At 69.1% G+C, this 14,660-nt stretch carries 16 protein-coding genes; 7 read left to right on the top strand and 9 right to left on the bottom strand.

Annotated elements, in window-relative coordinates; all coding sequences use genetic code 11:
* Positions 1–30 precede the first annotated feature (30 nt).
* A complete protein-coding gene (locus V2S04_RS02795; RefSeq protein ID WP_099196854.1) occupies positions 31–453 on the bottom strand; it encodes an Hsp20/alpha crystallin family protein in 423 nt (140 codons plus the stop codon).
* Between the two features lie 126 nt (positions 454–579).
* Between V2S04_RS02795 and V2S04_RS02800 the strand changes: the two genes are divergently transcribed.
* A complete protein-coding gene (locus tag V2S04_RS02800; RefSeq protein ID WP_413636989.1) occupies positions 580–870 on the top strand; it encodes a MerR family transcriptional regulator in 291 nt (96 codons plus the stop codon).
* Between the two features lie 82 nt (positions 871–952).
* Here V2S04_RS02800 and V2S04_RS02805 read toward each other — a convergent pair whose 3' ends face one another.
* Positions 953–2,380: a dicarboxylate/amino acid:cation symporter gene (locus V2S04_RS02805; RefSeq protein WP_413636990.1), complete on the bottom strand. Its 1,428-nt coding sequence runs from the start codon at positions 2,378–2,380 to the stop codon at positions 953–955.
* 124 nt (positions 2,381–2,504) lie between these two features.
* On the opposite strand from V2S04_RS02805, the gene V2S04_RS02810 reads away from it, so the two are divergent.
* A complete protein-coding gene (locus V2S04_RS02810; RefSeq protein WP_413636991.1) occupies positions 2,505–3,107 on the top strand; it encodes a hypothetical protein in 603 nt (200 codons plus the stop codon).
* 27 nt (positions 3,108–3,134) lie between these two features.
* On the opposite strand, the gene V2S04_RS02815 is transcribed toward V2S04_RS02810, so the two are convergent.
* The 3 genes from V2S04_RS02815 to V2S04_RS02825 are packed head-to-tail and all read right to left on the bottom strand — an operon-like array spanning position 3,135 to position 4,740.
* Positions 3,135–3,374, bottom strand: coding sequence for a helix-turn-helix transcriptional regulator (locus V2S04_RS02815; RefSeq protein WP_340086089.1), 240 nt, complete (start codon positions 3,372–3,374; stop codon positions 3,135–3,137).
* On the bottom strand, positions 3,371–4,117 hold the full coding sequence (locus tag V2S04_RS02820) for a hypothetical protein (RefSeq protein WP_413636992.1): 747 nt from the start codon (positions 4,115–4,117) through the stop codon (positions 3,371–3,373). Before V2S04_RS02820 ends, V2S04_RS02815 begins: the two co-directional genes overlap by 4 nt.
* Entirely contained in the window at positions 4,117–4,740 is a 624-nt protein-coding gene (locus V2S04_RS02825) for a hypothetical protein (RefSeq protein WP_413636993.1), read from the bottom strand. Before V2S04_RS02825 ends, V2S04_RS02820 begins: the two co-directional genes overlap by 1 nt.
* 217 nt (positions 4,741–4,957) lie before the next feature.
* On the opposite strand from V2S04_RS02825, the gene V2S04_RS02830 reads away from it, so the two are divergent.
* A complete protein-coding gene (locus tag V2S04_RS02830) occupies positions 4,958–7,477 on the top strand; it encodes an ATP-dependent Clp protease ATP-binding subunit (protein ID WP_413636994.1) in 2,520 nt (839 codons plus the stop codon).
* 59 nt (positions 7,478–7,536) lie between these two features.
* Here the strand turns inward: V2S04_RS02830 and V2S04_RS02835 are convergent, their stop codons facing one another.
* Both V2S04_RS02835 and V2S04_RS02840 read right to left on the bottom strand, forming a co-directional pair.
* Entirely contained in the window at positions 7,537–8,337 is an 801-nt protein-coding gene (locus V2S04_RS02835) for an SDR family oxidoreductase (RefSeq protein ID WP_413636995.1), read from the bottom strand.
* Positions 8,334–8,858 (bottom strand): MarR family winged helix-turn-helix transcriptional regulator, encoded by a 525-nt coding sequence (locus tag V2S04_RS02840; RefSeq protein WP_413636996.1) that lies wholly within the window; start codon positions 8,856–8,858, stop codon positions 8,334–8,336. Before V2S04_RS02840 ends, V2S04_RS02835 begins: the two co-directional genes overlap by 4 nt.
* Before the next feature lie 102 nt (positions 8,859–8,960).
* Here V2S04_RS02840 and V2S04_RS02845 point away from each other — a divergent pair, with 102 nt between their 5' ends.
* The 3 genes from V2S04_RS02845 to V2S04_RS02855 all read left to right on the top strand — a co-directional run bounded on the left by V2S04_RS02845 (position 8,961) and on the right by V2S04_RS02855 (position 10,759).
* Positions 8,961–9,464 (top strand): amino-acid N-acetyltransferase, encoded by a 504-nt coding sequence (locus V2S04_RS02845; protein WP_413636997.1) that lies wholly within the window; start codon positions 8,961–8,963, stop codon positions 9,462–9,464.
* A 9-nt stretch (positions 9,465–9,473) separates the two neighbouring features.
* Entirely contained in the window at positions 9,474–10,121 is a 648-nt protein-coding gene (locus tag V2S04_RS02850; RefSeq protein WP_413636998.1) for a hypothetical protein, read from the top strand.
* Positions 10,122–10,348: 227 nt separating this feature from the next.
* Positions 10,349–10,759, top strand: a complete 411-nt coding sequence (locus V2S04_RS02855) for a dehydrogenase (RefSeq protein ID WP_413636999.1) — start codon at positions 10,349–10,351, stop codon at positions 10,757–10,759.
* 6 nt (positions 10,760–10,765) lie between these two features.
* Here V2S04_RS02855 and radA read toward each other — a convergent pair whose 3' ends face one another.
* A complete protein-coding gene (radA, locus tag V2S04_RS02860) occupies positions 10,766–12,133 on the bottom strand; it encodes a DNA repair protein RadA (RefSeq protein ID WP_413637000.1) in 1,368 nt (455 codons plus the stop codon).
* A 145-nt stretch (positions 12,134–12,278) separates the two neighbouring features.
* Here radA and V2S04_RS02865 point away from each other — a divergent pair, with 145 nt between their 5' ends.
* Entirely contained in the window at positions 12,279–13,343 is a 1,065-nt protein-coding gene (locus V2S04_RS02865; protein WP_413637001.1) for a cytochrome P450, read from the top strand.
* Between the two features lie 13 nt (positions 13,344–13,356).
* On the opposite strand, the gene V2S04_RS02870 is transcribed toward V2S04_RS02865, so the two are convergent.
* Entirely contained in the window at positions 13,357–14,580 is a 1,224-nt protein-coding gene (locus V2S04_RS02870; RefSeq protein ID WP_413637002.1) for an MFS transporter, read from the bottom strand.
* Positions 14,581–14,660: the final 80 nt, after the last annotated feature.

Raw genomic sequence — 14,660 nt, forward strand, 5'->3', positions numbered from 1 at the left:
GCCCGCTGAGGACGCTCCCCCCCGGGTGGGTCAGGCGCTGATCGCCTCGGGCGTATCGGTCGATTCGACCCGGATCCGGCGCGGCTTCGCACGCTCGCTGACGGGGATGATCACCGTGAGCACGCCGCTGTCGTACGAGGCGCTGATGCGCTCGAGGTCCACGCCGTCGCCGAGCGTGAACTGGCGGAAGTAGCTGCCGGTGCCCCGCTCGCGGGCGATCCAGCGCATTCCCTCGCCGGTGTCGGCGGTGCGCTGCGCGCGGATCGACAGCTGCGAGCCGTCGAGGTCGACGTCGATCGAGCCCGGGTCAGCTCCGGGGATGTCGGCGTGCAGGACATAGCGGTCGCCGTCGCGGCAGAGGTCGACGGGCATCACGCGCGGTGCGCGTACGGAGTCCAGCACGCTCGCGGCGAAACGATCGAGCTGACTGATCGGGTCGAGGGTCATGGCCATGGTGTTCTCCTCTCACTATGGGCCGCGGCTTCGCGGCTCGGATCTGCAATGCAGGAAATCTGCATCTATTGATGTATATTTATAGCCCTGAGTTCCACAGATTTCAAGTACCCGAACGGATGCCCGATGACCCAGCGAGACGCCGCAAAACCCCTGTACGGGATCGCCGTCGCTGCCGATCTCGCCGACGTCCCCGAGGCGACGCTGCGGCTCTACGAGCGGCGGGGTATCCTCACGCCGTTCCGCAGTGACGGCGGGACGAGGCGCTACAGCGACGACGACATCGACCGGCTGCGCCGGGTGGCTGAGCTGCGGGATGCCGGGGTGAACCTCGCCGGCATCGGGCGCGTTCTCGAGCTCGAGGACGAGAACGGCGATCTGCGACGAGAGCTCGACCGCGAGCGCCGGTCGCGCTGAGCGCGCCGACTCACGGCATCCGGATGCGGAAAGCGCCCCGCCCCGAGAAGGGGCGAGGCGCTTTCAGCGCATCGGGGAGCGGTCAGCGTGCGCCGGCCGGCTCCTTGGTGGCATCCGGCTCAGCGGCATCCGCGTCGTCGATGTCCTCGGCGAACGGCAGTCCGTTGCGGGGAGCGTTGTAGAGCTCCTCGTCGAGGATGCCCTCGCGCTTGGCGACGATCGTCGGGACCAGCGCCTGGCCCGCGACGTTGACCGCGGTGCGGCCCATGTCGAGGATCGGGTCGATGGCCAGCAGCAGTCCGACGCCCTCGAGCGGCAGGCCCAGGGTCGACAGGGTGAGCGTGAGCATCACGATCGCTCCCGTGGTGCCTGCGGTCGCGGCCGAGCCGACGACCGAGACGATGACAATCAGCAGGTACTGGATGAAGCTCAGCTGGATGTCGAAGAACTGCGCGACGAAGATCGCGGAGATGGCCGGGTAGATCGCGGCGCATCCGTCCATCTTGGTGGTCGCGCCGAGCGGCACGGCGAACGACGCGTAGCCGCGGGGCACGCCGAGGTTGCGCTCGGTGACGCGCTCGGTGAGGGGCAGGGTGCCGATCGACGAGCGGCTGACGAACGCGAGCTGCACGGCGGGCCATACGCCGGAGAAGTACTGCTTGATCGACAGGCCGTGGGTCTTCACGAGGATCGGGTAGACCACGAAGATCACCAGGGCGAGGCCGATGTAGATCGCGGCGGCGAACCAAGCGAGCGAGGTCAGCTTGTCCCAGCCGTACTTGACGACGGCCGAGCCGATGAGGCCGAAGGTGCCGATCGGGGCGATGCGGATGATCCACCACAGCACGCGCTGGATGACCTTGAGCAGCGACTCGGTGAAGGCGAGGAACGGCTCTGCCTTGCGGCCGGCCTTGAGGGCGGCGATGCCGACCACCGCGGCCACGACGATGACCTGCAGGATGTTGAAGTTCACGCTCGAGACGAGCGTGCCCTCGACGGGGCCGGGGCCCGTCGACACGGACAGGCCGAGGAAGTTCTGCGGGATCAGGCCGAGCAGGAAGTTCCACCAGGTGCCGACCGTGTACGGGTCGCCCGTCTCGAGGCCCGCGCCGGCCTTCGCGCCGGGCTGGATGACCAGGCCGAGGGTGATGCCGATGATCACAGCGATGAACGCGGTGATGCCGAACCAGAGGATCGTCTGACCCGCGAGGCGGGCGGCGTTCTGCACGCGGCGCAGGTTGGAGATGCTCGCGACGATCGCCGTGAAGATCAGCGGCACCACGGCCGCCTTCAGCAGCGTGACGTACGAGCTGCCGATGCGATCGAGCGTGTCGGACAGCACGGTCGGCGTCTCGGGGCCGGCGCCCGTCGAGACGGCGATCAGGCCGACGCCGATGCCCAGGATGAGGGCGGCGATGATCTGGAACCCGAAGGATGTCAGCAGCTTGCGGACCGGGCCTCGGGTGTCTGGCGCCTTCTGGGCGCGCGCGGTGGAAGAAGAGGTGCTCAAAGGGACTCCAATTGTCTGCGCGGAGTGCGCGTCGTGTGGAGTAAACGTTAAGCGAATCGACGTATTCCCATGAGTATGTGTGACGAAGGATGACGGGTTGGATCAGGTACGCTCTCGGCGAGCGGTGACCAGCGCTGATGTCGCTCCACAGGAGGCGGGCGGACTTCTTCAGGTGCAGAACGCGGTGACCGCCATGACGGATGCCGAGGTCGTCGCCGTCCTGCGTGAAGCGAACGAAGCGCTGCAGCACGCCGAGCAGCTGCGGCTCGGGTCCGTTCCGGGTGCGATGGTCGACCAGCACATCTGCGACTCCGGCGCCGTCCCCGTCCGCGTCGATGCGTGCGGCAATCCGCTCGACGTCGGCCGTGAACAGCGCCTCTTCACGCCGCGGCAGCGCATCGCCCTCGCGTTGGGCGACGGCGGCTGCCGATGGGCGGATGCGACCGCCCGGCCTCGTACTGCGAGTCCCACCACATCGACGAATGGCACCGCGACAGCGGCCGAACCGACATCGATCGAGGGATCCTGCTCTGCCGCTTCCACCACATGGAACTGCATCACGGCGGCTGGCGCATCACCCGGGCCGGAAAAGCCGACTTCGAACTTCACGACCCCGGGGGAGGAGTGCGCGCGGTGCGCCCACGAGGAGTGCTCTCGTATGCGTGGGGCGACGTCGATCCGCCACCGAAGCGGTTCCGGCCGATGGTCGCGTAGGCCCTGCGCCTGAGCGTGACACCTGAACGCTGCGCGCGACTCACCCGCGCGGCGCGAGCACCAGCAGGTCACCCACCTCGCACTCGAGTGCGTCGCACACGGCGCGCAGCGTCGAGTACCTGATCGCCCGCGCCCGATCGTTCTTCAGCACCGACAGGTTCACGATGCTCACGCCCACCCGAGCGCTCAGCTCGGTCAGCGTCATCCCGCGCTCGGCGAGCAGCTCATCCAGGCGGCAGTGGATGCCCGTGAACTCGTCATCCGCCTCCGCCGGCGTCATACCAACCCCTCCGTGTCTCGCTGCAGCCGCGTCCCGTGGCGCAGGATCACCGCGAGGGCGGCGAAGGCCAGGCCGGCCGCGATCGGCCAGAACGGCACGGTGACGCTGAACATCGGGTCGGGCCACCAGGCTTTCAGTACGTCGTCGATACCGGCGACCTCTTCGAAGCCGCCACCGGAGTACGAGAGAAGCTCGGTCGACGCCATGCTTCCCGCGATGTCCGACAGCACCTGCGCCCCGATGCCGCCGGCGCACACCACCACCGCGGTCACCATCGACATCCGCGACAGCACGGGCGCGAAAGCCCTGCCGCGCAGAAGCTGAAGACACGACAGAGCGACCATGGCCGCGACGGCGCCCGGCACCAGCCACCACAGCGCCTGACCGATCGCCCAGCACACCCGCGCACCCACGCTCAGGCCCTCGACCACCACGTCGGCAGCGGTGAAGCCGCCGCCGGTTCGCGTCGCGCTCGCGCCCTCGACGAAGGCCCCCTCCGGCAGCGTCGGCCAGTACGCGGCCGTGGGTACGGTGATCTGCACGACGCTCTGCACCAGCGTCGAGACGGCGGTCACGAGCGCGCCGATGATCGCGATACCTGCCCACAGCAGTGCGACCCAGAAGGTCACGCGAATGACCGAAGACTCACCGCGCCCACGCACGCCGGCGCGGGCGAAGGCGACGACGGCGACGCCCAGCACGACGACGAGCCCCGCCGCCAGCATCCACAGTGCGACGCCCATCAGACCAGCCCCTCGGTCTCGCGCTGCAGCCGGTCACCGACGACGAACACCGAACCGACCACAGCCAGAGCGAACGCGGCGAGCACGAAGGTGAACGGCTCGACAGAGATCACCGCCGTATCGAACGGGCCATCGATCGCGTGAGCCATCGCGGCGTTCGCGAGCATGTTGTCGAAGAAGTGCGACGCCGCGGCTCCGATCAACCCGACCCCGCCGCCTATGGCGGCCAGCCGCGTGTTGGCCCTGCCGAACACGCGCCCGCGCAGGATGTTGCGGCTCAGCGCGATCAGGCAGGCTACGACGACGACCACCGTCGTGCCGAACGCGACCTGGCCCAGGACGCCGGGAACCACACCGATCGCGCCGAGCCCTTCGACAGCGATGACGGCCTGATCCAGCTCGACCGGAAGGGTCGTGTCGCCGATGCGGGCATCCGCCGTCGTGTCGAGGAACTGCACCAGGACGTCGATGGCACCGCCGCCCACGAGCTCGGCGATGCGCACGCCGACGTTCCACACCGTCCACGCTGCGATCGCCACCCCCGCGATGACGAACAGCGCGAGGCTGACCGTATCGCCCCTGCTCAGCGTGCGCTCCGCCGGAGCGCCGTCGGTGATCTTCATGTCTACCCCCACATATCGATAGTCGTTGTTATCGGCTTTCGATAACTTAATGACAGTCGATAAGCATGTCAAGAACGGAAGGGCATCCCGCTCCCTTCCCGGCGAATGGGGGAGCGTATGCCGACGGCGAACACGGCCGTTCCGCCCCGTCGCGGTCGTTACTCTCGATGTACACGGCGCCACCGCCGCTTCGCCCCGCGCGAAAAGGAGTCACAGCATGTTCGAGAGATTCACCGACCGAGCCCGCCGAGTCGTCGTCCTCGCCCAAGAAGAGGCGAAGATGCTCAACCACAACTACATCGGCACCGAGCACATCCTGCTCGGCCTCATCCACGAGGGCGAAGGCGTCGCCGCCAAGGCCCTCGAGAGCCTCGGCATCTCCCTCGACGCCGTCCGCGAGCAGGTGCAGGACATCATCGGCCAGGGTCAGCAGCAGCCGACCGGCCACATCCCCTTCACGCCTCGCGCCAAGAAGGTCCTCGAGCTGAGCCTGCGCGAAGCCCTGCAGCTCGGCCACAACTACATCGGCACCGAGCACATCCTGCTCGGCCTCATCCGCGAGGGTGAGGGCGTCGCCGCGCAGGTGCTCGTCAAGCTCGGCGCCGACCTCAACAAGGTCCGCCAGCAGGTCATCCAGCTGCTCTCCGGAGCACCCGGACGCGAGACCGCCTCCGTCGGCGCCACCACCAACGAGAACCAGCAGGCCGCCCAGGGCGGCTCGCAGGTGCTCGACCAGTTCGGCCGCAACCTCACCCAGGCTGCGCGCGACGGCAAGCTCGACCCGGTCATCGGCCGCGAGAAGGAGGCCGAGCGGGTCATGCAGATCCTCTCGCGCCGCTCGAAGAACAACCCCGTCCTCATCGGCGAGCCCGGCGTCGGCAAGACCGCCGTCGTCGAGGGCCTCGCCCAGGCGATCGTCAAGGGCAACGTGCCCGAGACGCTGAAGGACAAGCAGCTCTACTCGCTCGACCTCGGCTCGCTCATCGCCGGCTCCCGCTACCGCGGAGACTTCGAGGAGCGCCTGAAGAAGGTCACGAAGGAGATCCGCACCCGCGGCGACATCATCGTCTTCATCGACGAGATCCACACCCTCGTCGGCGCGGGCGCCGCCGAGGGAGCGATCGACGCCGCCAGCATCCTGAAGCCGCTGCTCGCCCGGGGCGAGCTGCAGACCATCGGCGCCACCACCCTCGACGAGTACCGCAAGTACTTCGAGAAGGATGCCGCCCTCGAGCGTCGCTTCCAGCCCGTCCAGGTGAACGAGCCGACCCTCCCGCACGCGATCAACATCCTCAAGGGACTGCGTGACCGCTACGAGGCGCACCACAAGGTGCAGATCACCGACGGCGCCATCGTCGCCGCGGCGAACCTCGCCGACCGCTACGTCTCCGACCGGTTCCTGCCCGACAAGGCGATCGACCTGATCGACGAGGCGGGCGCGCGCCTGCGCCTGAGCATCCTGTCGTCGCCGCCCGAGCTGCGCGAGTTCGACGAGAAGATCGCGAAGGTCCGTCAGGACAAGGAGGCAGCCTCCGAGGAGCAGGACTTCGAGAAGGCCGCAGCCCTGCGCGACCAGGAGAAGGAGCTGCTCGGCGAGCGTCTGCGCCTCGAGAAGCAGTGGCGCTCGGGTGACGTCGCGACCCAGGCGGTCGTCGACGAAGGCCTGATCGCCGAGGTGCTCGCCCAGGCGACCGGCATCCCGGTGTTCAAGCTCACCGAGGAGGAGTCGAGCCGACTCGTCTTCATGGAGAAGGCGCTGCACCAGCGCGTCATCGGCCAGGAGGAGGCGATCGCCGCCCTCAGCCGCACGATCCGCCGCCAGCGCGCCGGCCTCAAGGACCCGAAGCGCCCCAGCGGCTCGTTCATCTTCGCCGGGCCCACCGGCGTCGGAAAGACCGAGCTCGCCAAGGCTCTCGCCGAGTTCCTGTTCGACGACGAGGCCGCGCTCATCTCCCTCGACATGTCGGAGTTCGGCGAGAAGCACACCGTGTCGCGTCTGTTCGGTGCCCCTCCCGGATTCGTCGGATTCGAAGAGGGCGGTCAGCTCACCGAGAAGGTGCGCCGCAAGCCGTTCTCGGTCGTGCTGTTCGACGAGATCGAGAAGGCGCACCCCGACATCTTCAACTCGCTGCTGCAGATCCTCGAAGAGGGTCGCCTGACCGACGGTCAGGGCCGCATCGTCGACTTCAAGAACACTGTGATCATCATGACGACGAACCTCGGCTCGTCGGCGATCGCCGGTGGCCCGGTCGGCTTCCAGCTCGAGGGCAACTCGCAGACGACGTACGAGCGGATGAAGGGCAAGGTCGACGAAGAGCTCAAGCGCCACTTCAAGCCCGAGTTCCTCAACCGCCTCGACGACATCATCGTCTTCCCGCAGCTGAACAAGGACGAGCTGCGCCAGATCGTCGGCCTGTTCACGAAGCAGCTGGGCGACCGTCTGCTCGACCGCGACATGACCGTCGAGCTGTCGGATGCCGCGAAGGACAAGCTCATCGACATCGGGTTCGACCCCGCTCTCGGTGCGCGTCCGCTGCGTCGCGCCATGCAGCGCGAGATCGAGGACCAGCTCTCCGAGCGCATCCTGCACGGACAGCTGAACACCGGCGACCACGTGAAGGTCGACGTCGTCGACGGCAAGTTCGCCTTCGAGCACGCACCGCGCGGGGAGAAGGTCTCGGTCGGCGTCAACACGGGCGGCGGGATCTCGACCACGCCCGACCTCGCGGCCGGCTGATCAGACGCAGACGAAAGAGCGGGCGGATGCCATCGGCATCCGCCCGCTCTTTCGCGTGATCAGCGCCGGTCGTTCCACGACCAGATGTCGTCGCCGCGCAGCGTGGCATCCGCCCCGCCGTCGTCGTAGATGACCTGACCGGCCAGGTGGGTGTTCTCGACGCCGGTGAGCCAGATCAGCAGGTTCGCGATCGACTCCGGCGGCTGGTGGCTGTTCAGCGGCATCGGCACCGCCGCGTCGACCATCGCGCGTCCCTCTTCGGTGGCCAGCAGCTGCTCGGTCATCGGGGTGAGCACCGTGCCGGGCGCCACCGCGTTCAGCGGGATGCCGGCACCTGCCCACTCGGGCGAGATCGAGCGGCGACGCACCCAGCGCGACAGGGCGCGCTTCGACGCGGGGTACACCTGGTACGCCTCGCGCGGACCCTGCGCGGTCAGCTGCTCGGCGATCGCGAGCGTGGCCGCCTCGTCGCCCGACAGCGCCGCCTCGACGAGCTCGGGCGGGCTCGGCTGCAGGGACGCCATCGACGACACCACGGCGGCGCGTGGGGCCGACGAGCGGGCCAGTGCCGGGCGCAGCGCCTCGAGCAGCTCGACGACGCCGAAGTAGTTCACCGAGAGCGTCTTCGGGATCGGCGCGGAGATGCCGGCGCAGGCGATGACGGCGTCGACCGTGCCGCCCGCGAGATCGATCGCGGCGGCGGCCGCGTTCTGGCGGCCCTCCGTGCTGCTCAGGTCGGCCTCGACGTCGGCGTCGCGCAGATCGATGCCGATCACCCTGGCGCCGCGCTCGCGCAGCAGTCGCGCGGTCGTCTCGCCGATTCCGGATGCCGATCCGGTGACGACATAGGTGCGGTTCATGACTGATCCTCCTCAGATCTGCGCTCCGGGTCGGAGCGCGGCGGGTTCCCGGTCTGGTCGCCGGAAGCGTCGGTGATGCCCAGTCGCGCGACGAGGTCGGCGACCTGAGAGGCGAAGGCGGTGGCGTCGCCCGGCGCGTAGTCGCGCAGCGCGTGTCGCATCATCCGGATGCCCTGCTCGAGCAGCCGGCGGTGGGCGGCGTCGCCCTCGGCGGACAGGCTCACGATGCTCGCCCGGCCGTCGTCCGGATCGGACTCCCGGTCGATCAGTCCGGCGCGCTCGAGCCTGGCGAGTTGCTTGCTGGCGGTCGGTCGGCTGATGTGCATCCGCTCCGCGAGGTCGCCGGCGCGCAGCGGCCCATGCATGCCGAGCACGTACAGCGTCGACACGTCGGCCGCATCCACGGCGACTCCGGCGCTCTGCGCGACCGAGCGCTGGACGCTCGGCGACGACCATCGCGCGACGAGAAGGGTGAGCGCCTGCAGCAGCGTGCTTTCAGCTGATGGAGCCTTGGTGGCCATGCCCTCACCCTACGCCGAGTGGTTGCCTGAGGCAACCATCGACGGACCGACTCTCAGCGGTCGTGCGGATTCGCCGTGGGGCCGTCGATCTAGGGTGGATCCGTGACCGACTTCCTCGTCCGCCCCGCGCGCAGCACCGACGTCCTCGGCATCCACGCCCTGCTCGAGCCGCTCGTCGACAAGCGCATCCTGCTCGGCAAGGACCTCGCCGTGCTCTACGGAGCAGTGCAGGAGTTCGTCATCGCCGAAGCCGACGGGCAGCTGATCGGCTGCGGCGCCCTGCACGTCATGTGGGAGGACCTCGGGGAGGTGCGCACCCTGCTCGTGCGCGACGACTACCTGCGCCACGGCGTGGGGCGAGCGATCGTGACCGACCTCGAGCACCGAGCGCGCCAGCTGGGCCTGACACGCCTGTTCTGCCTGACCTTCGAGACCGACTTCTTCTCCCGTCGTGGATTCGAGCCGATCGGCGAGCAGGTCGTCGACGCCGACGTGTACTCGCAGCTGCTGCGCAGCGGTGACGCCGGTGTGGAGGAGTTCCTCGATCTCGCCCACGTGAAGCCCAACACGCTCGGCAACACGAGGATGATCAAGCACCTCAATTAGCCTGGACTCATGCCCCGTCAGTCCGCCGCCGTCTACCGTCGTCGCCGGCTGGCGGTGACCCTGCTGCTCGTCCTCGTGCTCGCCGCCGTCGGCGGTGGGGTGTGGCTCGCGATCGCCCAGCCGTGGGCCGATCCCGCTCCGGCAGCGACATCGAGTGATCCGACGCCGACCTCGGATGCCGGCACCCCGACTCCCTCCGCCGAGCCGACCGCGGACGCCAGCCCGGATCCGTCCGAGACTCCGGGCATCGTCGCGTGCACGGCGGCCGACGTCGCGGTCGCTGCGGTGACCGATGCCGATACCTATCCGGCCGGCGTGCTGCCGCAGCTGTCGATCTCGCTCACCAACACGAGCGCGAAGGACTGCACGATGAACGTCGGCTCCAAGACTCAGAAGCTCACCGTGACCAGCGGCACGGACGTGTGGTGGCGCTCGACCGACTGCCAGTCCGAAGCCAGCGACATGATCGTGACCCTCGAGGCGGGGAAGTCGGTGACCAGTGCCACGCCGGTGGTCTGGGACCGCACCCGCTCGACGCCGAAGACATGCGACGAGAAGAACCGCCCGCGGGCTCCCGGGGGTGGCGCGTCCTACCACATCGCTGTGTCGATCGGCGGCTTCGAGAGCGAGAAGGCCAAGCAGATCATCCTCCGCTGAGCGAAAAGATATCGCCGGATTCTCGATCAGGGGCTGACAGCACCGATATTTTGGGATACCATGAAAGTCAGGTTCTCAGATCTGATGCGGTGAAGCCATCCCCAGTGGTGTCGATACCAGCGTCCCCAGCGCTTCGACAGTTACCGCGTCCGAGAACCGGAGGGCCCTCTCGAGTTCCCCAGTCCCCAATGGAGGATTCGAGAGGGCCCCACTCATAGGCTGGTGTCATGGCGAAGAAGAAGTCAGGCAGCCGCCGCCCCGCACCCGAGGACTTCCGCTCCGAGGCTCTGGCTCAAGCCCTCGAGAAGCAGGACATGGCGGCCGTCGCCCTCGCGCTGCGCAACGGCAACACGGTCGTCCCGCTGATCAAGCCCGGCGCGCGCGACAACCCGCTCGACAGCGGCGAGGTGTGGACGTACCGCGATGCGAACACCGGCGATGTCGCACTGCTGCTGTTCAGCGACGCGAAGCACAAGCCCGCCAACCTCCCGCCCGGCGTCGGCATCTACTCGCCGGTGTGGCTGAAGTCGTTCCTGACCACGCACCGCGACACCATCACCACCGTCTTCCTCGACATCGCCGGCCCGCACCCGATGCAGGCGGCGCCTGTCGAGCTGCTGAAGGCACTCGAGGCGTAGGACAGATCAGAACGGCGGGATGGCCTCTTCCGGCCGCCGGGACGTGGCGCGTGAGCGGATGTCACTCAGCGCAGAGCGCAGCGTCTTCGATCTGTCGTCGACCACCTGCTGATACCCCAGCCGCGCGGCCTCGCCACGCCGCTGAGCCGCCTGCGTGACGGGTCGGATCTCACCCGCCAGCGACAGCTCGCCGACGGCCGCCACCGTGCGCGGCACCGACACCTGACGGATCGACCCCGCCACCGCCACCGCGATCGCGAGATCCGCCGCCGGCTCGGTGAAGCGCACCCCGCCCACCGTCGACACGTACACGTCGAGCTTGGAGGTCGCGATGCCGGCACGGCGCTCGAGGATCGCCAGCACCATCGCCACCCGCGACGAGTCGAGTCCGTGCACGACACGGCGCGGGTTCGGCGCATTCGACTCGATGGTCAGCGCCTGCACCTCCACGGGCAGGGCCCGACGGCCCTCCATCGCGATGGCCACGCACGTGCCGGGCTCGGCGGCGCCCTGAGACAGGAACAGCCCGCTGGGGTCGGGCACCTCGGCGATCCCCGCACCGGTCATCTCGAAGCATCCGACCTCGTCCGTCGGTCCGAAGCGGTTCTTCAGCGCGCGGATGAACCGCAGCGCCGTCTGCCGGTCGCCCTCGAAGTGGCACACGACGTCGACCAGGTGCTCGAGCACGCGGGGCCCTGCGACCTGCCCGTCTTTGGTGACGTGGCCGACGATGATCACCGGCAGGCCGCGGTCCTTCGCGATCCTGATGAGGGTCGCCGCGACCTCGCGCACCTGGCTGGGCTGCCCCGCCGCGCCGTCGATGAGCCCGGAGGCCACCGTCTGCACCGAGTCGACGATCACGAGGTCGGGCTGCACCTCGTCGATGTGCCCGAGGATGGTGGCGAGGTCTGTCTCACTGGCGAGGTACAGCTCGTCGTGCAGCGCGTTCGTGCGCTCGGCGCGCAGCCGCACCTGTGCGGGCGACTCCTCGGCGCTCGCGTACAGCACACGGCGACCCGACCGAGCGGTCGACGCGGCGACCTCGAGCAGCAGCGTCGACTTGCCGACGCCAGGCTCGCCGCTGAGCAGGATGGCCGCACCCGGCACGATGCCGCCGCCCAGCACGCGGTCGAACTCGCCGACGCCGCTGCTGCGCCGCGGGGCGTCGGCTGTCGTGATGTGCGTGATCGGCCGTGCGCCGCGACCGGCGAGTGGAGCGACCGCCACGGTCTGCTTCACCAGACCGCTCTGCGCGCCCTGCTCCTGCACCGTGCCCCACTGCTGGCACTCGCCGCACCGGCCCACCCACTTCGCCGTCGTCCAGCCGCACTCCGTGCATACGAAAGCGGGGGGAGCGGGTCTGCGAGTGGCCATGCAGCAAGGCTATCCGCGGCATCCGACACACGGGATCCGACACCACAGCATCCGGCACCCGGCGCAGCTGGCCGCGCCGCCGGTCTTTCTCACGGTCGCGCGGGCAAGCCGCGCCGTTAGCCTGGGAACGGCCGAAGGAGACATGATGACCGAGCCCGTCGCACTGACCCGCCACCGCGACGTGATCGCCGCGGCGCACGACCCCGCGCGGTTCTCGAGCCGCACCTCGCGCCACCTGCACGTGCCGAACGGCATGGACGGGGCAGAGCATCGCGCCTTCCGCGACATCGTCGAGCGGCAGATGACGCCGGCGATCGTCGCCTCCCTCGAGCCGATGCTGCAGGCGACCGCACGCGAGGTCGTCGCAGCGCTGCCGAGGGACGAGCCGATCGACGCGGTCGCCGACCTCGGCGAGGTGTTCGCGGTGCGGGCCCAGTGCCGCTGGCTGGGGTGGCCGGCCTCGCTCGAGACCGAGCTGCGGGAATGGATGGCGGAGAACTATGCGGCCGCGCGTGCTGCGGACAGCTCCCGCAACGCGGTCGTGGCCGCGTGGTTCGACGAGATCGTCGGCCGGCAGGTGGCCGCGCATCGCGAGGCCGATGAGGGCGCCGCCGACGACGCCACGCATCGACTGCTCGCCGAGCGCGTGCACGATCGACCCTTGACCGAAGATGAGATCGTCTCGATCCTGCGCAACTGGACGGCCGGCGATCTGGGCTCCCTCGCCCGCTGCGTGGGGGTCGTGGTGCACCGTCTGGCCGAGCACCCGCGCTGGCAGCAGCGCGTGCGCGCGCTGGCGCACGATGCGACCGGAGCTTCGGCCGAGCTCGACGCGATCCTCGGTGAGTGCCTGCGACTCGACGACCCCTTCGTCGCGAACAGACGGGTCACCACGTGCCCCGTGACCACCCCGTCGGGACTCGCCCTCGAGGCTGGCTCACCGGTGCTGCTCGACTGGACGGCGGCGAACCGCGACCCGGAGGTGTTCACTGCGCGCTTCGACCCCCACGCGCACGCCGAGCACAATGTGGTCTTCGGGGCCGGTCCGCACGTGTGTCCCGGTCGAGACCTCTCGTACGCCGAGCTCCGCGCCCTCGCCGTCGCCCTGCTGCAGGGCACCGACGATATCGCGCTCGTGCACGACCGGCAGCCCACCCGACATCTGCCGCCGCTCGCCGGGTGGGCGACCCTTCCGGTCGTCCTGCGCTGAGCCGATGCCGGGATCAGGCGCCCTTGCGCCCCACATCCCGCAGCATGCCGGCCACCACCAGAGCGAACGCGCCGACCAGCACCAGCAGCCACAGGCCCAGGTGGTACGAATTCGTCGATGCGTCGTAGGTCGCGCCCATCACGAGAGGCGGGAAGTATCCGCCGAGGCCGCCGGCCGCGGCGACCACGCCGCTGACCGCGCCCACTTTCTCCTTCGGCGTCGACGGCCCGATCCACGCGAACACGGCGCCCATGCCGAGTCCCATCGCCGACGCCATCAGGATGAAGGTGACTCCGGTGACGATCCCTTCGGCGGGCTGCTGCCCGACGATGTACGCGAGGGTGACGATGCCGCCCAGCGAGATCAGCGAGATCACCTTCGGCCCGAACCGGTCGGCCAGAACACCGCCGATCGGCCGCGCCAGCACGGCCGCCGCGGCGAACAGGGCGGTACGCATGCCGGCGCCGAGCGCGTCGACCTGGTCGGGGTAGATCGTCGTGAGGTACTTCGGCAGGAAGGTCGAGAACGCCACGAAGCCGCCGAAGACGATGCCGTAGAGGAACGCCATCTCCCAGGTCACCGGCAGCTTGAGGGCCCCGATCACCTTGGGCACGAGCTTCTCGTTGTTGGGCTGCCACTGCGGCGACTCGCGCATGAAGAACCACACCAGCACCGCCATCACGACCAGCGCGGCGGCGATCAGCATGTGCGTGGGAAGGTAGCCGATGTCCTGCGCGAGCCGGGGCGTGAACATCGCCGACACGGCGGTGCCGATCATCCCCATGCCGAACACGCCGGTGGCGAAGCCGCGCCGCTCCGGCGGGAACCAGGCACCGGAGAAGGGCACCCCCGCCGCGAAGATCGTGCCGGCGACGCCGAGGTAGAAACCGGCGAGCATCAGCAGCGGGAAGCTGCGGATGCTGCCGGCGAGAGCCACGAGCAGCACCGCCGGCGCCGAGAGCAGCAGCACCACGGTGAACATCTTCCGCCCGCCGAAGCGGTCGGTCATCGCGCCGACGACGATCCGGCCCAGCGCGCCGACGAGCACCGGGGTCGCCAGCATCAGCGATATCTGCCCCTCGTCCAGCCCCATCTCGGTGGCGTATGTCTTCTGCAGCGGCGAGATCGACATCCATGCCCAGAACGCGATGGTCGACGCGAGCGTGGCGAGCAGCACCTGCGCGAGACCGCCGCGCAGCTCGGTCGACGTCTCGGCGGTGGTGGTCGTCGCAGTCATCGGAGCTCCCTTCGATACCGGTGACAGTACTGACACCGCCGCTCGACGGCCACCCTTTTCGACCGGTTCTATCGATCTGG

Origin of the sequence: Microbacterium sp. OR21 (genome assembly GCF_047306785.1) — a bacterium.
GTDB lineage: Bacteria > Actinomycetota > Actinomycetes > Actinomycetales > Microbacteriaceae > Microbacterium > Microbacterium esteraromaticum_E.